General features: G+C 67.1%; 21 protein-coding genes and 1 tRNA gene. 10 read left to right on the forward strand and 12 right to left on the reverse strand.

The window, feature by feature from the left end:
• Positions 1–134: 134 nt before the first annotated feature.
• The 6 genes from AX676_RS16300 to AX676_RS16325 form a co-directional block, all read right to left on the reverse strand.
• Positions 135–210, reverse strand: a tRNA-Lys gene (locus AX676_RS16300).
• A gap of 115 nt (positions 211–325) precedes the next feature.
• Positions 326–1,444, reverse strand: coding sequence for a rod shape-determining protein RodA (gene rodA / locus AX676_RS16305; RefSeq protein WP_066479228.1), 1,119 nt, complete (start codon positions 1,442–1,444; stop codon positions 326–328).
• The gene (gene mrdA, locus AX676_RS16310; protein ID WP_066479340.1) at positions 1,441–3,420 is read right to left on the reverse strand and encodes a penicillin-binding protein 2; all 1,980 of its coding nucleotides are present in this window, start codon (positions 3,418–3,420) and stop codon (positions 1,441–1,443) included. Before mrdA ends, rodA begins: the two co-directional genes overlap by 4 nt.
• Positions 3,417–3,926 carry a rod shape-determining protein MreD gene (locus AX676_RS16315; RefSeq protein WP_066479230.1) on the reverse strand — a complete coding sequence of 170 codons (510 nt, stop codon included), beginning with the start codon at positions 3,924–3,926 and terminating at the stop codon, positions 3,417–3,419. The genes mrdA and AX676_RS16315 overlap by 4 nt, the downstream gene beginning before the upstream one ends.
• Positions 3,923–4,804 carry a rod shape-determining protein MreC gene (gene mreC, locus AX676_RS16320; RefSeq protein WP_066479232.1) on the reverse strand — a complete coding sequence of 294 codons (882 nt, stop codon included), beginning with the start codon at positions 4,802–4,804 and terminating at the stop codon, positions 3,923–3,925. The genes AX676_RS16315 and mreC overlap by 4 nt, the downstream gene beginning before the upstream one ends.
• A 14-nt stretch (positions 4,805–4,818) precedes the next feature.
• On the reverse strand, positions 4,819–5,859 hold the full coding sequence (locus tag AX676_RS16325) for a rod shape-determining protein (RefSeq protein ID WP_066479234.1): 1,041 nt from the start codon (positions 5,857–5,859) through the stop codon (positions 4,819–4,821).
• Positions 5,860–6,007: 148 nt separating this feature from the next.
• On the opposite strand from AX676_RS16325, the gene mutL reads away from it, so the two are divergent.
• The gene (gene mutL / locus AX676_RS16330; RefSeq protein WP_066479236.1) at positions 6,008–7,783 is read left to right on the forward strand and encodes a DNA mismatch repair endonuclease MutL; all 1,776 of its coding nucleotides are present in this window, start codon (positions 6,008–6,010) and stop codon (positions 7,781–7,783) included.
• 3 nt (positions 7,784–7,786) lie between these two features.
• On the opposite strand, the gene AX676_RS16335 is transcribed toward mutL, so the two are convergent.
• The 5 genes from AX676_RS16335 to AX676_RS16355 form a co-directional block, all read right to left on the reverse strand.
• Positions 7,787–8,431, reverse strand: coding sequence for a CAP domain-containing protein (locus AX676_RS16335; RefSeq protein WP_066479239.1), 645 nt, complete (start codon positions 8,429–8,431; stop codon positions 7,787–7,789).
• Positions 8,432–8,797: 366 nt separating this feature from the next.
• Positions 8,798–9,400 (reverse strand): 50S ribosomal protein L9, encoded by a 603-nt coding sequence (rplI, locus tag AX676_RS16340; RefSeq protein WP_066479241.1) that lies wholly within the window; start codon positions 9,398–9,400, stop codon positions 8,798–8,800.
• 13 nt (positions 9,401–9,413) lie between these two features.
• The gene (gene rpsR, locus AX676_RS16345) at positions 9,414–9,638 is read right to left on the reverse strand and encodes a 30S ribosomal protein S18 (RefSeq protein ID WP_010543816.1); all 225 of its coding nucleotides are present in this window, start codon (positions 9,636–9,638) and stop codon (positions 9,414–9,416) included.
• Between the two features lie 11 nt (positions 9,639–9,649).
• Positions 9,650–10,063 (reverse strand): 30S ribosomal protein S6, encoded by a 414-nt coding sequence (rpsF, locus tag AX676_RS16350; protein ID WP_066479243.1) that lies wholly within the window; start codon positions 10,061–10,063, stop codon positions 9,650–9,652.
• Between the two features lie 151 nt (positions 10,064–10,214).
• Positions 10,215–11,006: a citryl-CoA lyase gene (locus tag AX676_RS16355; RefSeq protein WP_066479245.1), complete on the reverse strand. Its 792-nt coding sequence runs from the start codon at positions 11,004–11,006 to the stop codon at positions 10,215–10,217.
• Positions 11,007–11,125: 119 nt separating this feature from the next.
• Between AX676_RS16355 and AX676_RS16360 the strand changes: the two genes are divergently transcribed.
• From AX676_RS16360 to fabG, 9 genes are all read left to right on the forward strand, one after another.
• Positions 11,126–12,274: a CaiB/BaiF CoA transferase family protein gene (locus tag AX676_RS16360; protein ID WP_066479248.1), complete on the forward strand. Its 1,149-nt coding sequence runs from the start codon at positions 11,126–11,128 to the stop codon at positions 12,272–12,274.
• A gap of 69 nt (positions 12,275–12,343) precedes the next feature.
• Complete coding sequence (locus AX676_RS16365) at positions 12,344–13,150, forward strand: IclR family transcriptional regulator domain-containing protein (RefSeq protein ID WP_066479251.1); 807 nt, start codon at positions 12,344–12,346, stop codon at positions 13,148–13,150.
• A 193-nt stretch (positions 13,151–13,343) separates the two neighbouring features.
• Positions 13,344–15,542 carry a TonB-dependent receptor gene (locus AX676_RS16370; RefSeq protein ID WP_082731117.1) on the forward strand — a complete coding sequence of 733 codons (2,199 nt, stop codon included), beginning with the start codon at positions 13,344–13,346 and terminating at the stop codon, positions 15,540–15,542.
• Between the two features lie 66 nt (positions 15,543–15,608).
• On the forward strand, positions 15,609–16,151 hold the full coding sequence (locus AX676_RS16375; RefSeq protein WP_066479256.1) for a VOC family protein: 543 nt from the start codon (positions 15,609–15,611) through the stop codon (positions 16,149–16,151).
• Between the two features lie 41 nt (positions 16,152–16,192).
• On the forward strand, positions 16,193–17,029 hold the full coding sequence (locus AX676_RS16380) for an alpha/beta fold hydrolase (RefSeq protein WP_156437712.1): 837 nt from the start codon (positions 16,193–16,195) through the stop codon (positions 17,027–17,029).
• 41 nt (positions 17,030–17,070) lie between these two features.
• Positions 17,071–18,210: a cobalamin-independent methionine synthase II family protein gene (locus AX676_RS16385; RefSeq protein ID WP_066479260.1), complete on the forward strand. Its 1,140-nt coding sequence runs from the start codon at positions 17,071–17,073 to the stop codon at positions 18,208–18,210.
• Positions 18,211–18,303: 93 nt separating this feature from the next.
• Positions 18,304–19,239: an ACP S-malonyltransferase gene (gene fabD, locus AX676_RS16390; RefSeq protein ID WP_066479262.1), complete on the forward strand. Its 936-nt coding sequence runs from the start codon at positions 18,304–18,306 to the stop codon at positions 19,237–19,239.
• A 47-nt stretch (positions 19,240–19,286) separates the two neighbouring features.
• Positions 19,287–19,718: a GxxExxY protein gene (locus AX676_RS16395; RefSeq protein ID WP_066479264.1), complete on the forward strand. Its 432-nt coding sequence runs from the start codon at positions 19,287–19,289 to the stop codon at positions 19,716–19,718.
• A complete protein-coding gene (fabG, locus tag AX676_RS16400; protein WP_066479343.1) occupies positions 19,718–20,458 on the forward strand; it encodes a 3-oxoacyl-[acyl-carrier-protein] reductase in 741 nt (246 codons plus the stop codon). Before AX676_RS16395 ends, fabG begins: the two co-directional genes overlap by 1 nt.
• Here fabG and AX676_RS16405 read toward each other — a convergent pair.
• Positions 20,412–21,644 (reverse strand): glycosyltransferase family 87 protein, encoded by a 1,233-nt coding sequence (locus tag AX676_RS16405; RefSeq protein WP_231726081.1) that lies wholly within the window; start codon positions 21,642–21,644, stop codon positions 20,412–20,414. The genes fabG and AX676_RS16405 overlap by 47 nt on opposite strands.
• Positions 21,645–21,800: the final 156 nt, after the last annotated feature.

Below are 21,800 nucleotides of genomic sequence, written 5' to 3' on the forward strand. Positions count from 1 at the left end.
GGAAACCTCCTCCCGCACATCGAAAATCAAGCCTCTACGCCAGGCTACGAAACACGTTGATTACGTGGCGATTAAGTGGCGCTCGACAGCCCCTTGGAAGGGGTGTATATTCGCACCTAAGTCGTTGAGAAGTTTGGTGGACGCACTTGGGCTCGAACCAAGGACCCGCTGATTAAGAGTCAGCTGCTCTACCAACTGAGCTATGCGTCCATGCCGGGGTCGGGGGCGGCGGATGCCGCTTCCGTCGTCGGAAGGCGGGCCGTTAGCATTGCGTGATCGGCAATGCAACGCCCGAAATCAGATTATCGTGCCGGCCTCGGGCGACCTACCAGCGCGGGGTGCGCGCCAGGCGGTTTTCGCGATCGATCGACATGAGGATACCCAGGCAGATCAGGACCGTCATCTGCGCCGATCCGCCCCAGCTGACCAGCGGAAGCGGAATGCCGACGACCGGTGCCAGACCCATCACCATCGCCATGTTGATCGCCATGTAGAAGAAGATCGTCGTCGCCAGCCCGGCCGCGGTCAGCCGCATGAATCGGGTCGAGGCCTGAATCCCCACGCCGACGCCCCAGCGGATCAGGAGGAGGAACGCGACGATCAGGAACAGCCCGCCCATCAGCCCCCATTCCTCCGCCATGGTGGCGAAGACGAAATCGGTGTGTCCTTCGGGCAGATAGTCGAGATGGCTCTGCGTCCCGTTGAGGAAGCCCTTGCCGAACAACCCGCCCGATCCGATCGCGATCTTCGACTGGCTGATGTGATAGCCGGTGCCGAGCGGATCATTCTCTGGATTGAGGAAGGTCAGCACACGCTTGCGCTGATAATCGTGGAGCAGGAAATTGACCGCCAGCGGCACCGCCAGCGCCAGCCCGAGTGCCCCGCCGATGAAAAGCCGCAGCGGCACGCCGGCCAGGAACATGACCGTCAGCCCGCCGGCCACGATCATCAGCGCGGTGCCGAGGTCGGGCTGGAGCATCACCAGCGCGGCCGGAAACCCGATCATCGCGCCCGCGGCCAGGATCGGCGTGAGCTTGCGCGCCTCGCCGGGTGGCTGAAGATCGAAGAACTTGGCGAGCGCCAGGACGATGCCGAGCTTCATCAGCTCGGAGGGCTGAAGCCGGATGAAGCCGAGATCGAGCCATCGCTGGCTGCCCCCGCGCACCGCGCCGAGCAGCTCGACCATGACCAGCAGCAGGATCAGCCCGGCGTAGAGCGGCAGAGCGCCCATCGACCACCACTGCACCGGCACGCGCGACAGCACGAGCGCCATCGCCATGAAGATCGCGAACTTGATCCCCTGCGGTCCGGCCCAGGGCGAAATGCTGCCGCCCGCGGCCGAATAGAGTACGACCAGCCCGAAACCGCCGATCGCGAGGACGAGCAGGATGACGCGCCAGGGTAGCTGCGCAACCGGACGCGGGACATAGGTTAGCGCGTTCACGGTGTCGCCCCCGGGACGCGCGGCGCGGCCGGACTCGCGCCGGCGACGGCTTCTGCAGCGGCAGCGGCCGCCGGGTCGAGCGCGGCGGCCCGGGCCGCGTCATAGGCCGCCTGTTTCTTGGCCATGCGTGCGCCGATGTCGCCCCCCCATTCGGCTTCGAGGGGCGCGAGGATGTCGAGCGCCTTCTGCTTGTCGAACAGATAGGTGAGCACGTCGCGCGCGACCGGGGCGGCGGCGCGCGATCCGCCGACGCCATGCTCGATCACGACCGCGGCGGCATAGATCGGATTTTCGACCGGGGCGAAGCAGATGAACAGCCCGTGGTCGCGATACTTCCAGGGCACGTTCAATCCGCCGCGCGCGCCGGCGCTCAAGCGGCGCACCTGCGCGGTGCCGGTTTTGCCGCCCATGCGGATGTCGGGAAGGGGGAGGCGCGACCGCACGGCGGTGCCGTTGCCGTTCACGACCTCGTCCATGCCCGACCGGATGATGGCCAGATGTTCGGCCGGCACGCCGAGCGGGCCATCGGCTTTCCTGTCGGCGACGATCAGGTGCGGCGTCAGCATCTTGCCCGACGCGATGCGTGCCGAGGCGAGCGCGAGCTGAAACGGGCTGGCCAGCACATAGCCCTGGCCGATCGAGGTATTGAGCGTGTCCGCGACCCCCCATTTCTGATCATATTTGCGCAGCTTCCACGCCGCGTCGGGCACGGTGCCATAACGTTGCGACGGTACCGGCAGCGCATGTTCCGCCCCGAAGCCGAGCCGGCGCGCCGCGGCCGCAATCGCCTCGATTCCGACCTCGCGGCCCATGGTGTAGAAATAGGTGTTGCAGCTGCGCGCGATCGCCTCGTGCATGCGCACCGAGCCGTGCCGCCCGAGGCACCCGAAACGGCGATTGCCGAGCTGATAGCCGCCGGGACAGAACACGGTGCGCTCGGGATCGATACCCGCGCCGAGGACCGCGAGCGCGGTCGCCGGTTTGAAGGTCGAGCCTGGGGGGTACAGGCCCTGCAGTGACTTGTTGGTCAGCGGCAAATGGTCGTCCTGCGACAACATGCCCCATTCGGCGCGACTGATCCCGTCCGAAAAGCTGTTGGGGTCATAAGCCGGCATCGACGCCATCGCCAGGATGCCGCCGGTGCGACAATCGAATACGACGACCGACCCCGATTCCTCGCCCAGCCGCCGGGCGGCATATTCCTGCAGCCCCAGGTCGACGGTCAGCTTGACCGTCTGGCCCTGACGGTCGGGTCGGGTGGCGAGCTCGCGCACCAGCCGCCCGCGCGCGGTGACCTCGACACGCTTGGCCCCCGGTTCGCCGCGCAGTTGGGGCTCGAGCATCTTTTCCAGCCCGTCCTTGCCCAGCTTGAAGCCCGGCGTGACGAGCAACGGATCCTTGTCCTTCTCGAACTGCTCGGCCGATGCGGCGCCGACATAGCCGACAAGGTGCGCGACCGCTGCCCCGCCGGGATAGTTGCGGGCGAAACCGCGCGTCGGTTCGACACCTGGCAATTCGGGCAGGCGGACGCTAACCGCGGCAAAGCGTTCCCAATCGAGATTTTCGGCGACCGGCACCGGTTGAAAGCCCGCGGCGCGCTTCAGGTCGGTCTGGACCTTCTCCAGATCGTCGGCGGTCAGCGCCAGCACCGACTGCAGCAGCCCGAGCACGCGTGGCCGATCGTCCTTGGGCAGACGATCGGGGATGATGTCGACGCGAAAATCGGTCCGGTTGTTGGCGATGGGCGCGCCGTGACGATCGACGATCCAGCCGCGACGCGGCGGGACCAGCGTCAGGTTGACGCGATTGCTTTCGGCGAGCAGCCGATAATGCTCGTTCTCGGCCACCGAGATCCAGGCCATCCGCCCGGCCAGCACCACGCCGACGGCGGCCTGCGCGCTCGTCAGGAACATGGCCCGGCGCGAAAAGCTGAACGCCTGCGCGGCTTCGGTGACGATCTTGACCGGGCCGCTCATCGGTCGCGCGCCGGGGTATCGAGCGCGGCGCACAGCCGCGCGGCGAGGGGAAAGCAGGCGATCGACACCACGATCTGGATCAACAGCCAGCTATCGACATGCGCCGTGAAATCGGTCGCGAGCAATCGCCCGGCGATCAGGCAAAACCCGATGGCTGCCGCCGCAATCAGCCAATTCTGCCAAAAATCGCGCCACACAAGGCGTGTGTCTAGCACATCGATGCCCAGAACGCACAGGGCCCACAACAACATCGCGCTGCCCGGCGGCTGACCGCTCAGCAGGTCGTCGAACAGGCCCAGCAGCGGCGGCGCCCAGCGCGGCAGCAGGTCCGCGCGCGTCAGCCGCCAGCCCAGCAGCATCAGCAGCCCGGCGGGCGGCAGCAGCGGCACCGATGCGACGACCGGGAGCACGGTAAGCGCCGATCCAGCCATGATCGACGCTGGCGGCCGCCAGCCGGTGCGACGCGGCAGATCGCTCTCCCACGGCGCGGTGCGACGATCGGTCACGGCGTCGCCCCCGCGGCTGCCGGTGGTGCGGCGGCCTCCGGGAAATAGGCGGGCTGCACGATTGCGATGTCGAGCGCATCAACATTCGCGAAGGGACGCGCGGTCGTGCTGTCGCGCGCCGACCTCAGCACCTGGGCGACCGGCACGCCGGGCGGAAAGATGCCGCCCGCGCCGGAGGTGACGAAGGTGTCGCCCGCCAGCAGGGGGGCGTTGGCGACGCTTGCGCTGCGCACGTCGACCAGGCCGTCGCCACGGCCGACGACGATTGCGGGCAGATTGTCGCGCGCCCGGCGGACGGGAACGATGCTCTCCGGATCGATGATCAGCAGGATGCGCGCCGTGTTCAGGCTGGTTTCGATCACCCGGCCGATCAGGCCGTTGGGTCCCAGTACCGGCTGGCCCGCGCGCACGCGCTGGCGCGATCCAGCGTTCAGGGTGGCGAAGCGACGCGTGCTCGATGCCGACGAACTGACCACGCGCGCGGTAACGATGGTCCCTGGAGCGCGATCGCGCACGGCAAGCAGCGCTTTCAGGCGGCGGTTTTCCGCCACCAGCGCGCGCGCGCGCAGCACAAGCTGCTCATCGCGCGCCAGCCTGGCGCGGAGCACGCGGTTCTCGCCATGGACGTGAAAATAGGTGCCGATGCTCGCGGGCACGCCGCTGATCCCGTTCCATACCCATCCAGCCGCGTAGGAAACGGGGACGGTGATCTCACGCAACGCCCCGCGGGGCCAGGATAGCGCCTGGGGGCTGATGCTGGACAGCAGCAGGAGCACCGCGCCGACCACGGCGCCGGTCGCGAGCAGCACATAGCCGATGAATACGCCATATTGCGCCCGACGCGAGAAACCCGGGCGCCGATCCCGCGGCGGCGCCATTGCTCAGCGCCTTCTCAGACGGAGATGAGGACGCCGCGGAACACCGGGTCCTCCAGCGCGCGTCCGGTGCCCAGCGCGACACAGGTCAGCGGATCCTCGGCTACCGACACGGGCAGCCCGGTCTCGTCGCGCAGCACTTCGTCGATGCCTTCGAGCAGCGCGCCGCCGCCGGTCAGCACGATGCCCTGATCGACGATGTCGGCGGCGAGTTCGGGCGCGGTGTTCTCAAGCGCGATGCGCACCCCTTCGACGATCGTGCCGACCGGCTCGCTCAGCGCCTCGGCGATCTGGCCCTGGTTGATCTGGATTTCCTTGGGCACGCCGTTGACCAGGTCGCGGCCCTTGATGTGGATGGTCAGGCCGATGCCGTCCGCCGGCGGCTTGGCGATGCCGACTTCCTGCTTGATCCGCTCCGCCGTCGCTTCGCCGATCAGCAGGTTGTGGTTGCGGCGCACATAGCTGACGATCGCCTCGTCCATCTTGTCGCCGCCGACGCGCACGCTGGTCGAGTAGGCCAGGCCGCGCAGCGAGAGCACCGCGACTTCGGTCGTGCCGCCGCCGATGTCGACGACCATGCTGCCGATCGGTTCGGTAACGGGCATGTTGGCGCCGATCGCCGCCGCCATCGGTTCCTCGATCAGCCACACCTGGCTCGCGCCCGCGTTGGAGGCGGCGTCGCGGATCGCGCGGCGTTCGACGCTGGTCGAACCCGACGGCACGCAGATCACGATCTGGGGCCAGCGCATGAAGCGACGCTGGCCGTGCACCTTCTGGATGAAATGCTTGATCATCTGTTCGGCGACGTCGATGTCGGCGATCACGCCGTCGCGCAGCGGGCGGATGGCCTCGATCGTGCCGGGCGTCTTGCCCATCATCAGCTTGGCGTCGTCGCCGACCGCCTTGACGCGGCGCACCCCGTTCAGCGTTTCGACCGCCACCACCGAAGGTTCGTTGAGCACCACCCCGCGACCGCGCAGATAGACAACCGTGTTCGCCGTGCCGAGGTCGATCGCCATGTCGTGCGACATGAATTTGAAGAAGCGGGAAAATACCATCGTCGTTCCGTTCCGGTCCGCGCCGTCATGCTGCGCGGGAGTTCGCACAAATTATCAGCCCATATCCCAAAAACCGGACATCTCCGGCCTTGAGAAGACTGGCGGATTCGGGTCGCGGGATGCCGTCGCTTGGGCTAGAGCAACGACCATGTCAATACGCCGCCTGCCCGAACATCTCGTCAATCGCATCGCGGCCGGTGAAGTGGTGGAACGCCCCGCCAGCGCGCTCAAGGAACTGGTCGAGAATGCCATCGACGCCGGGGCGACGCGCATCGCGATCCGGCTCGCGGCGGGGGGCACCGAACTGGTTGAGGTCGCCGACGACGGCTGCGGCATGCGCCCCGACGAGATCGCGCTCGCGCTCGAACGCCACGCGACGTCAAAGCTGCCCGACGAAGCGATCGACGCGGTCACGACGTTGGGCTTTCGCGGCGAGGCGCTGCCCTCGATCGCCAGCGTCGCGCGGCTGACGATCGAAACCCGGGTGCGCGGCGCGGAGGGCTGGTCGCGCATCGTCGATCACGGCGTCCTGACGGGCGAGGGGCCGGCCGCGCTGCCGCCGGGAACGCGGGTGCGGATGGAGGGATTGTTCGCGCGGGTGCCGGCGCGGCGCAAGTTCCTGCGCTCCGCCCGCGCCGAATATGCCGCCAGCATGGATGTCGTGCGCAGGCTGGCGATGGCGCGGCCCGACATCGCCTTTTCGGTCGAGCATGACGGTCGCCGCGTGCTGGGCACCCAGGCGGGGGAAAGCCGGCTCGATCGCGTCGCGGCGCTGACCGACCGGGCGCTCGCCGACAACAGCATCCTGGTCGACCTGGCGCGCGAGGCGCTGCACCTGACCGGGATTGCCGGGCTGCCGACCTTTAACCGCGGGGTGGCGGATCACCAGTATCTGTTCGTCAACGGGCGGCCGGTGAAGGATCGGCTGCTCGTCGGCGCGGTGCGTGGCGCCTATGCCGAGATGCTGGCGCGCGATCGCCATCCCGTCGTTGCGCTGTTCCTCGACCTGCCGACCGAACTGGTCGACGTCAACGTCCATCCGGCCAAGACCGAGGTGCGCTTCCGCGAACCCGCGCTGGTGCGCGGCCTGATCGTCAGCGGCCTGCGGCGCGCGCTGGACGAGGCGGGTCACCGCAGTGCCCAGCGTGCGGATGCGGGCGCCATGGCGATGTGGCAGCGCGAGGCACCGATGCCTGCGACGTCGTCGGCCGATCCGCTGGCCGGTTGGGACGCGCCGAATGCCGCGTCGCGCCATGCGGTCGCCGATCGTCGGCCGACCTTTTTTGCCTCGCCGCCTCAGGCACGCGCCGAACCCGCCGATGCGGCACCGTTGCACGCGACCGTGCACCCGCTGGGCGTCGCGCGGGGACAGGTGGCGCGCACTTATATCGTCGCAGAGGCCGAAGACGGGCTGGTTCTGGTCGATCAGCACGCCGCGCACGAGCGTCTCGTGCTCGAACGGATGCGACGCGCGATGGCGGATGGCGGGGTGGCGCGCCAGGCGCTGCTGCTGCCCGAGGTCGTCGAGCTCGACGAAATCGCGTGCGACCGGCTGGAAGCACGCGCGGCCGAGCTGCTCGCATTCGGGCTGGAGGTGGAGCGGTTCGGTCCCCGTGCCGTCCTGGTCCGCGCGACCCCGGCGATGCTGGGGCAGGGGGATGTGACCGGCCTCGTCACCGACCTTGCCGACGAACTGGCGGCCTATGACGAGGCGCTGAGCCTCAAGGAGCGCCTCGACCATGTCGCGGCGACGATGGCGTGCCACGGATCGGTGCGTGCCGGGCGCGTCCTGTCGGTCGCCGAAATGAACGCGCTGCTGCGCGAGATGGAGGTGACGCCGCATTCGGGCCAGTGCAATCATGGCCGCCCGACCTGGATCAAGCTGGCGCACGGCGACATCGAAAAGCTGTTCGGACGGGCGTGACCGTCAATTGCCGCTGGTCGGCAGCACTGGATTGCCGTCGGGCGTGGCGCTCAGCTTGACGACGCACACCGTGCGCTGGCGCGGATGCGTGCCACACCCCGCCCCGGCAAAGCGATAGCGGCTGGAAAAGACCAGCTGGCGATGACCGCGCCCCGGCACGCCATCATTGACGATGAGCTGGCGCACGACGGCACGGGCGGATCGCTGGCCGTAGGAGATCACCTCCCCCACATAGATGTCGCCGCCGCGCCGCCGCACGCGATCGCCGGGGGTCGATCCGTTGCGCCCGACATGGCCGATCGCGCCGGTCGCGCCCTGATCGTCGGCATGATCGCGCGCCGCAAGATCGAGGATGCGGGCGTCGTCGAGCGCGGGCAGGGGCGGCTGGCGCTCCAGAAAACGGATCGCATCATCGACCGCCGCCACGCCTTCGCGCGTCGACTGTCCCTCCGGATCGTCGGGCGGATAGACCACGCGCCCCTCGAAATACCCGCGATAGTCGCGCAGCTCTTCGGCATAGTCGCGCGGATTGGCCCGCGCGAAATTCAGTTCCGCGATGATCGCGCGCTCGATGTCATCGGGCGGCGCGTTGGCGAGCAGCCATGCCGCGCCGATCGCGATGCCAATGACGCCGAAACCCTGCCGCATCCGAACCCCGCCCGCGCGCTTGCTGGCTGACGGGGTTAGCGCGCGCGAGATTTACCGGGGATGACCGGTCTGGGGCAGCTGCACGCAAAAAGCGTGATTGTTCCGCGTGATCGGTGAAAATTCCTGCGGTGCCTCGCGGAAACCTTTGTCTTCACCCGGCATTGTTGCTGCGAGATGAATGAGGATTGGATCATCCGATGAACAAGCTGTTGCCGATCATCCTGGCGTTGGTGCCGCTCGGTGCGGTCATCAGCGCGTGCGTCATGGCACCCTGAACCCTCAGCGCATTTTCCCGTACGCATGAAAAAGGGCCGCCCGGATCGCCGGACGGCCCCTTTTTCTTGGTATCGCGTCGGCGTCGGACGATCAGCCCTCGGCTTCGGTCTCCGCTTCCGCCGGGGCGGCTTCCGCCGCGATTTCGCCCGGCTCGGCATTGGGATCGTAATCCTCGGTGAAGCCGGCCTCGTCCTTCTCGAACATCGCCGCCATCACGTCGACGCCCTGCGCCTGCATGTCGGCTTCTTCCGGCGAACGGGCGACATTGACCTTGATCGTCACCGCGACCTCGGGGTGGAGGCCCAGCTTCACCTCGTACAGACCGATCGCCTTGATCGGACGGTCGAGCACGATCTGGCTCTTGTTGACCTTGTGCCCGTCGGCAACCAGCGCGTCGACCAGGTCGCGAACCGCGACCGAGCCATAGAGCTGGCCGGTGTTCGACGACTGGCGGATCAGCGTGACCGAAACGCCGTCGAGCGTCTTGGCTTCCTTTTCCGCTTCGGTGCGGCGCGCGGCGTTGTCCGCCTCGATCCGCTCGCGATTGGCCTCGAACACCTTGCGGTTGGCATCGTTGGCGCGCAGCGCCTTCTTGCGCGGCAGCAGGTAGTTGCGGGCAAAGCCGTCCTTGACCTTGACCACGTCGCCGATGGCGCCGAGCTTTTCGACGCGTTCCAGCAGAATCACTTCCATCGGACTGCCTCCCTTACTTCACGATATAGGGCAGCAGGCCCAGATGGCGGGCGCGCTTGATGGCCTGGGCCAGCTCGCGCTGCTTCTTGGCGCTCACCGAGGTGATGCGCGACGGGACGATCTTGCCGCGCTCGGACACGAAGCCCTGCAGCAGACGGACATCCTTGTAATCGATCCGCGGCGCGTCCTTCGCACTGAAGGGGCAGCTCTTGCGGCGGCGGAAAAACGGTCGTGCCATGTGTCTGCTCCTTACTCGCCGTCAAAGCCATCGCGGTCGCGGCGCGGACGATCACCGCCGCCGCCACGATCGTCACGATCCCGCCGACGCTCACGGTCGCGGTCGCCCTTGCGCATCATCACCGACGGACCCTGCTCGAGCTCGTCGACCTTGACGGTCATGTAGCGGATCACGTCTTCGTTGATCGCGGTCTGGCGCTCCAGCTCGGCAACGACGCCCGCGGGGCCGTCGATTTCGAGCATCACATAATGCGCCTTGCGGTTCTTTGCGATGCGATAGGCGAGCGAGCGAAGACCCCAGGTCTCGGTCTTGACGACCTTGCCCTGCATATCCTCGACGATCTTGGTTGCGGCTTCCGCCAGCGCGTCCACCTGCGCCTGTGCCAGATCCTGGCGCGCAAGGAACACGTGCTCGTAAAGAGCCATGTCTTGTACCTTCTCTTGGCCGATCGCTGACGCCGCCCCGTGCGGACGCCCCTCCGGCTGTCGTCTCAAGCTTGTCCGGGCCGATGGCGCGATGCCGCGAGCCCGGGAACGGCGCTCATACAGATTTGGGGGCAAAAGGCAAGCGCGCCGCTCAGGCGGGCGCGGGCCCGTCATATTCGATCGCGCGTGCCGCGGCGCCGGACAGGATGAAGCCGATCGGACGCTCGCTTTCCTCCTGAAGATGGCCGATCAGGCTGGCGGTGCGTGCCAGCAGGGAAATGCCCTTGAGCGCGCCGAGCGGGAAGCCGACGTCGAGCATCACCGCCGGGATCGCCCCGTTGACGTTGATCGGCAGCGCGCGGCCCAGCACCGCCGGCAGCGCTGCGTGCAGCGCGCGCAGCATTTCGATGTGCGGTCCCGCCACGCCATGATCGTCCGCCAGCGCCAGCAGCAGGTTCGCGCGCGGATCGCCGCTGCTGTGCTGGGGATGGCCGAAGCCCGGGATCGCGCGCTTGTCGCGGCGAAGCTCGGCGATGCCCGCGGCCGCCACCGTGTCGACGCCTTCCCCATTCGCGGCTGCACGCGCGGCCAGGTCGGCATAGAAGCGGCCGGCGACCTCCGCGCTGCCGAGCACGACCGATCCGCAACCCAGCAACCCGGCGGCGACCGCGCCGTGAAACGCCTCGGGCGCGGCGGCATAGGTCATGCGCGCCGCGACGACGCTGGGTACCAGGCCGTGTTCGGCAATCGCCGCCAGTACCGCGTCGGCGAAGAACTTCTGGGTCGCCGTCGGCATCTCGCCGGTGACGAGCAGCCAGAAATAGCTGGTGAAGTCGACCTTGCCGATCAGTTCGCCGCACAGGTCGCGGCCGCGAACGGTGATCCGTTCGGCATCCGACGTGCAGATGGCGGAAAAGGGCGCGTCCTGCTTCCCGATACGCATCGCGGGGTTCCTCAGCCTTGGCCGGGCATTGCCGACATTCCGATATCACAAAACTTCGTAATGCGAAGTTGATTTCGTATATCGAACTTTCTATGCTTGCCGGGTCAGGAGATGTCAACATGGCCACGCCGCTCGCCAACGTCACCGTCTTGGAAATGGGCACGTTCATCACGGGCCCTGCGGCGGGAATGCTCTTGGCCGATCTGGGTGCCGATGTCATCAAGGTCGAGCGGCCGGATGGCGGCGACCCGTTCCGGGCGTTCCGGGGCGGGCTGTATAGCCCGCATTTCCAGACCTATAACCGAAACAAGCGATCGATCACGCTCGACACGCGCGACGCTGACGACCTGGCCGCATTCGACCGGATGGTCGCGGATGCGGACATCTTCATCCAGAATTTCCGGCCCGGCGTCGCCCAGCGGCTGAACGTCGATCCCGATCGCCTGCGCGCGATCAACCCGCGGCTGATCTATGTGTCGATCTCCGGCTTCGGGTCGAGCGGCCCGGACCGCGACCGCCCCGCGTTCGACACCGTTGCACAGGCGGCGAGCGGTTTTCTGCGCCTGCTGCTCAACCCGGCGAACCCGCGGGTCGTGGGGCCGGCGCTGGCGGATGCGATCACGGGCTTCTATGCCGCACAGGGCGCGCTCGCGGCCTTGCACGAGCGGACGACCACCGGGCGGGGACGCCTGGTCGAACTGTCGATGTTCGAGGCGATGGCGCATTTCAACCTCGACGATTTCACCCATTATTTCTCGCAAGGGGAGGTGATGGCCCCGTACAGCCGGCCGAACGTTTCGCAATCCTATGTCTTCCAGTGCGCCGACGGCGGCTGGATCGCGCTGCACATGTCTTCGCCGCCCAAATTCTGGGAAAGCCTTGCCGAAGCGGTCGGCGCGCCGGACATGCTGGCGCGCCCCGAATTTGCCAGCCGCGACGCGCGGATCGCCAATTACGAGCGGGTCGCGGCCTTCCTCGCGCCGCGTTTTGCCATGCGTCCCCGCGCGGAATGGTGCGAAGTCCTGGCGCAGTTCGAAGTGCCGCATTCCGCGGTCCACACCGCGCCCGAGGTCGTGGCAACGCCGCAGGCGGTGGATCTCGGCCTCTGCGTCGAGGATCCGTCGGGCCCGCATGGTCGGTTTCGCACCATCCGCTCGCCGATCAGCTTCGACGGCGAGACGATGCGCAGCGTCACCGCGCCGCCGGTGCTGGGCCAGCACAATGACGAGCTGCTTGGCGACCGCCACCGCGCCGACGCGGCGGAATGAGGCATCCGGGCAGGGTTCGGCGCGGGCAGCTTGCCTGCCGCAGCGCGCCCGGCTAGCGCGGAAGGCATCATGGAAAAGCCCGTGCGGCCGGCCAAGGACGGCGAATATCTCTCCACCCTCGATCGCGGCCTGAAGGTCCTGCGGTCGTTCGACGCCGCGCGCCCGGAAATGCAGCTGAGCGAGGTGGCGGCCGCGACCGGGCTGAGTCCGGCGGTTGCGCGGCGGTGCCTCAACACGCTGGTCCAGCTCGGCTATGTCGCCCAGCACGGTCGCAAGTTCCTGCTGCGGCCCGAGGTGCTGTCCTTCGGCACCGCGTATCTGTCGTCGATGAACGTCGAGCAGGTCGTGCTGCCGCCGCTCCAGAACCTGCGCGACATTACAGGCGACAGCGCATCGATGGCGGTACTGTCCGGTTCCGACATCCTGTATGTCGCGCATGTCTCGACCCAGCGACACATTCGCCTGGGTGCGACGGTCGGCACGCGTTTTCCGCTCCATGCGACCTCGCTTGGCAAGGTGCTGATGGCGTGCCAGCCCGAGGACGCGATCGCCAATTTCCTGGCGACGACCGATTTCCAGCGCTTCACCGAACGCACCGTCACCGATCGCGACGCGCTTCGGGCGCGGCTGAATCAGGTCCTGGCGAATGGCTATGATTCCGCGCTCGACGAGCTCGACTACGGCATCGTGTCGGTCGCGGTCCCCGTGTTCGATGCCAGCCGCCGCGCAATCGCAGCGATCAACTGCTCGACCTCGACGACGCGGATTTCGCAGGACGAGCTGGTGCGGACCCGCCTGCCGCTGCTGCGCGAGGCGGCGATCGAAATCGGCGCCGCGCTGCAACGCTGGCCGACGCTTCTCCGCTCGCTCCAATAGCCTCTTCACCAGACCGCCACTTGGCAATCGGTCGGATCGGCGATCCAGCTCAACGCTGGTCCAATATTGCCAAAACTTCGTATATCGAAGTTGACTTCGACAATCGAAGTGCTTAGCGTCGCGAACAGGACCGGGGCGTGCCTGTGGGCGCGATGACATAATGCCCGGCGATCTCGGGGAGAGGAGCAGGCGCATGCGGGCACTTTCGAAAAGGGCATTCTGGGCGGCGTCGATGCCGGCCATGCTGATCGCGGCAATCCAGCCCGCTTACGCGCAGGCTCAGGAAACCCCTGCCGCCGACGCACCCGCCGCTGAGGAGGGCGAAATCGTCGTCACCGCGCTACGGCGCGACGCGAAGCTTCAGGACACGCCCGCGGCGATCACCGCCTTCAACGCGGACCTGATCGAGGACGCGGGGATCGACAAGGCGGCCGACTTCATCGGGCTGACGTCGAACGTGCAGCTGATCGAGACGCAGAATGCGGGCAACGCCTTTGTCATCATCCGCGGCATCACCCAGAACCGGAATTCGGAACCCTCGGTCGCGGTGGTCGTCGACGGTGTCCAGCAGGTCAATGCCGCCCAGTTCAGCCAGGAGCTGTTCGATATCGAGCAGATCGAGGTGCTGAAGGGCCCGCAGGGTGGCCTTTACGGCCGCAACGCGATCGGCGGCGCGATCATCATCAACACCAAGCAGCCGACCGACCAGTTCGAGGGCCGCGTATTCGCCGGCATCGACAATGGTTTCGGCTACACGCTACTCGCCGGCGTCTCGGGGCCGATCAGCGACACGCTGCGTTTCCGCCTGTCGGGGTCGTATCGCGACACCGAAGGCTATATCCCCAACACCTTCCTGGGCGAGGACGCCGATCCGCTCGAGGACATCTCGCTGCGCGGCAAGCTGTTGTGGACGCCGACGCCCGAGCTGACCGTCGACCTGCGCGCCTCGCTCTCGCTGCTGCGGACCCAGGCGCTCTATTACAACATCGTCGCCGACGTGAACGACACCAGCCTGCCGGTGCGGGTCAATAACGCCGGCCAGAACGACCGCGACATCTACAACGTCTCGGCCAAGGTCGATTACGAGGCCGATTGGGGCTCGATCACCTCGGTCACGTCCTATGACACGTTGAGCGAAATTCTGACCGGCGACGCCTTCAACTTCCTGCCGATCCCCGAATCGCTGTTCTTCGCGATCTTCGGCTTCGACCTCAACCAGAGCCAGTTTCTGGATGTGGAAGCGATCAGTCAGGACCTGCGGATCCAGTCGCCGACCGGCCGCGCGTTCGAATGGTCGGTGGGCGGCTATTTCATCGACACCAATCGCTATATCTCGACCGGTAACATGATCGATACCGGGGCGGGGGTGTTCCCGGTGTTCCGGACGCCCAGCACCAATCCGGCCAACCCGCAATTCTCCTTCCTGGCGGATTCGCAAAGCAATTTCGCCTGGGCGATCTATGCGAATGCCGGGTACAAATTCTCGGACGCGCTGCGTATCGACGCGTCGCTGCGCTACGACCGCGACCGTCGCCGCAACACGACGCTGACGCCGCCCGGGTTCATTCCGGTCGTGCCCGGCTTTCCCGCCGGGACGACGGGCGAGGTGCGGCGCGAGACGTTCGATGCCTGGCAGCCCAAGGTGACGTTGACCTACAAGCCGGTCGACAATGTGACGTTGTATGGCGGCTACAGCCGCGGCTTCCGGTCGGGCGGGTTCAATCAGACCGGCGTGGGCGCGGTCGCGGCGGGGACGGGCGTGGTCGGGGTTGCCGACATCTATGAGGCGGAGACCGCCGACACGTTCGAGATCGGGGCGAAATCGACGCTGTTCGGCCGGGTGCTGACCCTCAATGCCAGCGCCTATACGACCAAGTCGGAGAATGGCTATTTCTTCGTCTTTCTCGCGGCGAACTCGACGCAGAACCTGGGCAATGTGCCCGAGGTGCGGCTGAAAGGCTTCGAGGTCGACGGCACGCTCCGCCCCGCGCGCGGGCTGGATATCAATTTCGGGCTCGGCGTCACCTATAGCGAGATCAAGGCGTTTCCGGACCCGACCGTGATCGGCAACGAGGCGCCGTTCATCTCGCGCTATTCGATCAACCTCGGCACGCAGTACGAAACGCGGCTGGGTGCGGGTGACCTGAAGGGACGGTTGCGCGTCGATTACAGCCGTACCGGCCGCACCTGGTTCGACGTCCCCAATTCGACCAGCCGCGATCCGGTCGATCTCGTCAATGCGCGCCTGACGATCGACGGCGGTGCCTGGTCGCTGACGGGCTTTGCGGACAATCTGTTCGACGAACGCTATAATGCCGAATTCTCGCCGGGTGGCTTCGTGTTCAAGGCGCGGCCGCGCATCTATGGCATGGAAGCGACGTACAAATTCTGACTTGCCGGCCGCCGCGTGGTCCCCTTCACACGCGGCGGCCGGTTCCGGAGCAAGGGAGCCGAGCCGATGACGATCCTGGTCAACCGATTGCACCACACCGCCTACACGACCCGCGATCTCGAAAAGACGCGCGCATTTTATGAGGACGTCCTCGGCTTCCCGCTGGTCGCGACCTATTGCGAGAAGGACGAGCTGTTCGGGAAGGAGCGCGTCTACTGCCATTGCTTCTTCGCGATGAAGGACGGCAGCGCGCTCGCCTTTTTCCAGTTCGCGGACCCGGCCGACGCCGACGAATTCAGCCCGCCGATCCCGGAATCGCCGTTCCACCACATCGCGCTTCAGGTCGATGTCGACGCGCAGGCCGAGATCGAGCGGCGGATCGCCGCGGCAGGCATCGTGGAGCCGCAGACCTATGTGCTCGAGCACGGCTATTGCCGGTCGGTCTATGTCAAGGATCCCAACAACATGATCCTGGAATTCACCTGCGACGCGCCCGAGGCGCTGGCGGACGAACCCGAACTGCGCGCGAAGGCGCACCGCGAGCTGGAACGCTGGCTGGCCGGCGACCATTCGAACAACAACCGCTTCCGCCACGTCGAGGCGGCATGAGTGGTGCGCTCGGCGCTGGCTGAGCCGCCCGGCGTGGCGTGGTGAGCGGGCCGGAAGCCCGGCTGGGCGGCGTGACGCGATGGGTCGGCGTCGCGGGCGGCCGGATCGCGGTCGAGGTGTCGGGAACGGGGCCGGCGCTGATCCTCCTGCACGGCTGGACGCTCGACCGGCGGATGTGGGCCGCGCAGCATGGTGCCCTGTCGTCCAGGTTCCAGATGGTCACGCTGGATCGCCGCGGCTTCGGCCAGTCGACTGCGCCCTTTGCGCCCTCGCATGAAGGCGACGACATCGTGCGGATCGCCGACGCGCTGGGTTTGGACGGCTTCGCGTTGATCGGCATGTCGCAGGCAGGCAGCGCCGCGATCCTCTGCGCGCGCCACCATCGCGACCGCGTCGCGGCGCTGGTGCTGCAGGGAATCTCGCTTGCCGATGTGCCCGATACCGGGCCGGAGGACGAGCGCATTCCGCTCGACAGCTACACGCGCTGGGCGCGCGCCGGGCGGCTGGGCGATCTTCGCGCGCACTGGCAACGCCATGCGCTGATGGCGGGCCTGTCGGGGGCGAGCCGGGACCGATGCATGGCCATGCTGGTCGATTATGACGCGCGCGACCTGATCGCGCCGGCCGGCCCGGGCGCACCCGGCGCGGGTCGGGACGATGTGCGCGACCTGCCGATGCCGGTGCTGGCGATCACCGGTGCACGCGATACGGCGTGGCGGCGGCAGGTGACGCAGGCGGCGGGCAGCTGCGCGCCGGATGGCCGCGCCGTCCTGATTCCCGGAGCCGGCCACCTGTGCAACATGACCCACCCCGAAACCTATAATGCCGAGGTGAAGGCGTTCCTGCTGACCGCCGCCGCGCACCACGCCGCCGCCTGAACCCGCCCCCAATCCCGTTCCCCGCATGACTGGAGCCCGCCATGTCTTCGCCTGACCGCTTCCTGACCACGCATGTCGGCAGCCTGCCCCGGCCCGAGGCGCTGGTGTCGATCATGTTCGCGCGCGAGGACGGGTTGCCGCTCGATCCCGCCGCGGTCGCTGACGCGATCGACGATGCGACCCGGCGGATCGTCGCCAGGCAGGTGGAGGCGGGCATCGACATCGTGAATGACGGCGAGATGTCGAAGCCGAGCTATGCGACCTATATCAAGGATCGGCTGACCGGGTTCGGCGGCACCGGGACGAGCTACGTCTTTCAGGACATCGAGGACTTTCCCGCCACCAAGGCACGGATTTTCGACGATCCGGGCCGCAAGCATCGCCGCACCCCGGCGTGCGACGCGCCGATCACGGTCAAGGACATGGAGGCGCCGCGGCTGGACGCACAGCGGCTCAATGCGGTGCTGGCGGATCATCCGGGCCACCGGCCGTTCATGAGCGCGGCGTCGCCGGGCGTGACGACACTGTTCTTCCGCAACGATTATTACGATCGCCACGAAGACTATCTGTTCGCGGTCGCCGATGCGCTGCGCCATGAATATGAGACGATCGCGGCGGCCGGGATCACCCTGCAGATCGACTGCCCCGACCTGGCGATGGGTCGGCACACCCAATATGCCGATCTGACCCTCACCCAGTTCCGCGACCGCATGGCGCTGCATGTCGAGGCGATCAACCGCGCGACCGCGAACATCCCGCCCGAACAGCTGCGGATGCACCTGTGCTGGGGCAATTACCCGGGGCCGCACCATTGCGATGTGCCGCTCGCCGACATCATCGATCGGGTGTGGGAGGCGCGGCCACGCTACCTGTTGTTCGAGGCCGCAAACCCGCGCCATGCGCACGAATATACCGTGTTTCAGGATGTGCGGCCGCCCGAGGGCAAGGTGCTGGTCCCCGGCGTCATCGAATGCCAGTCGAACTATATCGAGCATCCGGAGCTGATCGCCCAGCGCATCGGTCGCTATGCCGATCTGGTCGGGCGCGACAGCGTGATGGCGGGGGTCGATTGCGGCTTTTCGATCCATGTCGGATCGGGCGGGGTCGAACCCGACCTGGTCTGGGCGAAGCTGGCGGCGTTGAGCGAGGGCGCCCGGATCGCATCATCACGCTATTGGTGAAATCGCTTCGCGCATCGGCACCGCGTCGCTTCGCACTTGAACCCGGGGGCGGTTCGGCCCTAACCGCACCGGCCAGTCGAACGGGAGCATCACATGCGCGCATTCATCTTTCCGGGCCAGGGCAGCCACGCCGTTGGCATGGGCAAGGCGATCGCCGACGCCAGCCCGGCGGCGCGCGAGGTCTTCCAGGAAGTCGACGATGCGCTCGGCCAGCACCTGTTCCGGTTGATGTGCGAGGGGCCAGAGGCGGACCTTACCCTGACCGAAAACGCCCAGCCCGCGATCATGGCGAATGCCATCGCGGTGCTGCGCGTGCTTGAGCGCGAGGGCAATGTCCGCCTCGCCGAAAAGGCCGATTTCGTCGCCGGCCACAGCCTGGGTGAGTATAGCGCATTGTGCGCGGCGGACGCGCTCGACCTGTCGACGACGGCGCGTCTGCTCAAGCTGCGCGGCCGGGCGATGCAGGCGGCGGTGCCGGTCGGCGAAGGCGCGATGGCCGCGCTGCTCGGCGCCGACCTCGCCAAGGCGCGCGCAATCGCCGACGCAGCGGCGCAGGGCGATGTGCTGGCGGTCGCCAACGACAATGATCCCGGGCAGGTGGTGATTTCTGGCGTTCACGCCGCGGTCGAGCGCGCGCTCCCGATTGCCAAGGGCCTCGGGGCCAAGCGCGCGGTACTGCTGCCCGTGTCTGCGCCCTTTCATTCGCCGCTGATGCAGCCGGCCGCCGATGCGATGGCCGAAGCGCTGGCGAATGCCGACCTGCGCGCGCCACTGGTCCCGCTCTATGCCAATGTGACCGCGGCACCCGTCGCCGATGCCGACACGATCCGCACGCTGCTGGTCGAGCAGGTGACGGGCATGGTGCGCTGGCGCGAAAGCGTGCTGGCGATGCATGCGGGCGGCGTCACCCACCTCGTCGAGCTGGGCGGCAAGGTGCTGGCCGGCATGGTCAAGCGCACCGCGCCCGAACTGGATTGCGTCAGCGTGGTGTCGATGGCCGATATCGAGGAACTGCTGAAGCGGCTTTAGAAAAAGAGGAATCGCGCGAAGGCGCGAAGGCGCTAAGAGGCGTCTCGATGATTGATGTCGAGCATCTCGCCACCGCCGCCGTGGATACGTCGCTGCGCATTCACCGCCAGCTTGGTCCGGGCCTGTTGGAGACCGTTTACGAGACCGTGCTGGCGAAGGCTCTCGAACGCGAAGGCTATCGGGTGGCGCGGCAGGTGCCGATCAGCATCGAGTTTGAAGAGCTACATTTCGAGGCCGCCTTTCGAATCGACATTCTCGTTGAGGATGCCCTGATCGTCGAGGTGAAGTCGCTCGAGCGATTAAGTCCGGTCCATGCGAAGCAGCTGCTGACTTATCTCCGTCTTACGGGGCGATCGCTCGGCCTTCGCGTCAACTTCGGCGGCGAGACCTTGAAGGAAGGTGTGCGACGGATCGTCAACAATCACACCGCCTTCGCGTCTTCGCGCCTTCGCGTGAATCAAAATAATAGGAGTGAATGATGTTCGATTTATCTGGCATGACCGCACTGGTGACCGGCGCATCGGGGGGAATTGGATCGGCGATCGCGCGCGCGCTGGCGGGGCAGGGGGCACGGCTGGCGCTTTCGGGTTCGAACGCGGCCAAGCTCGACGCGTTTCGCGCCGAACTGGGTGGCGATCACGTCGCGCTCGCCTGTGACTTGTCCGACGCAGCGGCGGTCGACGCGCTGGTGCCCCAGGCGGTCGAGGCGCTGGGCGGGCGGCTCGACATCCTCGTCAACAATGCCGGCGTCACGCGCGACAACCTGTCGATGCGGATGAAGGACGAGGAATGGGACCAGGTGATCCGCGTCAACCTGGAGGCCGCGTTCCGGCTTTGCCGTGCCGCAGCGCGCCCGATGATGAAGGCGCGGTTCGGCCGCATCATCTCGATCACCTCGGTGGTCGGCGCGACCGGCAATCCCGGCCAGGCCAATTATGCGGCGTCGAAGGCCGGGCTGACCGGCATGTCGAAGGCGCTGGCGCAGGAACTGGCGAGCCGCAACGTCACGGTCAATTGCGTGGCCCCCGGCTTCATTCGTTCGGCGATGACCGATGCGCTGCCCGATGCGCAAAAGGATGCGCTGATGGGGCGTATCCCGGCGGGCAGGCTGGGCGAGGGCGACGATGTCGGGGCCGCGACGGTCTATCTGGCCAGCCGCGAGGCGGCTTATGTTACCGGGCAAACCCTGCACGTGAATGGCGGTATGGCGATGCTGTAAGCCGCGGCGCGACGCTTCCGGCGGTCATCAGCCGGCGTGTGGCGATCAGCAGCACCGCGACGATCGCGATGAGGTTGAGCGGCACGCCGCTCACTTCCGCGAATTGCCGGCCGATCAGCGGTGCCGCATAGGCAAGCGCAAGCGCCGACCGCTCATAGCGTCGCCAGCCGTAGCGCCGGGCCTGCTCCGCCAGAAAGGCGATCGCCATGCCGAGCGCAACCATGTCGTAATCAAACGCATAGGGGGTGGCGATCAGCACCGCGGGAATGACGACCGCGCCGCGCAGCGGGGCGGGCGCCCGGGCCGCCATCACGACAAGCGCGGCGGCCAGGACGATGGCGGTGCTCTGGACGCTCCAGGCAAGCCCCGCCGAACCGCCGTTGAGCAGGATGGCGGCATAGGGCGTGATCATCTTCGCCGGGCCGGTCTGCGCCTCGCCGATCACGACGTCGCGGGTCAGGCCGATCGAGGTCGCGAAGGCGGGCCACACGTCCGGCCCGAGCACGACGATCGGCACGGCATAGAGCGTCAGCACGGTCAGCGTCGCCACCCATGCCACGCGCCACTGCCCGCCGGCGATCAGCAAGAGCGGCAGCAGAAAGCCGAATTGCGGCTTGTAGGCGATCAGGCCGATCAGCACCCCGGCGAGGTTTGGCTGGCGGTCGAGTGCGAGCATGGCGCCGCCGAGCAATGCGGCGGTCAGGAAACCGTTCTGGCCATGCCCCAGGCAAACGAACACGGCGGGAAAACCGAGCGCGATCGGCAATGTCCAGCGTCCCGGCGCGACGCGCAGCACGACCGCAAGTGCCAGCGCCGCCGTCACCCCCTGCCACGCGACCAATGCGACGAGATAGGGCATCAGCGCGAGCAGCGCCGCAACCATCAGGAAGGGCGGGGGATAGTGCCAGCCGTAAAAGGGCACGTCGGCGCGCCCGTGCAGTGCCTGTTGCGCGGCATAGTGTTGCGGCCAGTCCCAGACGGCGGCGGCATGGCCATCCAGCGCCATCCGTCCGGCAGCATAGACATTGGAAAAGTCCGTCCCGATCGGGCGACCCATCCAGTCGAGCGTGCCCGACGCGGTGATTAGCAGCGAAAGCAGCGACGCCGTGGTGATGGCGAACGACACGAGCGCCAGCCGCCGTGCGCGCTGCGCGGTCAGCCAGCGACCGTCCGCAATCCTGTCCAATGCCCCCGTCACCCGACAAATATGACCGACCAGGGTTAACGGATGGCAAACCGCCGCTTTTGTCGGCCGATTGCCCCGGGCTGGGCGGCGGGACTTGCCACCGCGCCAACGGCGTTCTAGGTGCGATTCCGAGTTTCTAGCCAGATTGAAGAGGAA

Origin of the sequence: Sphingomonas sp. CCH21-G11 (assembly GCF_001555965.1) — a bacterium.
Lineage (GTDB): Bacteria > Pseudomonadota > Alphaproteobacteria > Sphingomonadales > Sphingomonadaceae > Sphingomonas.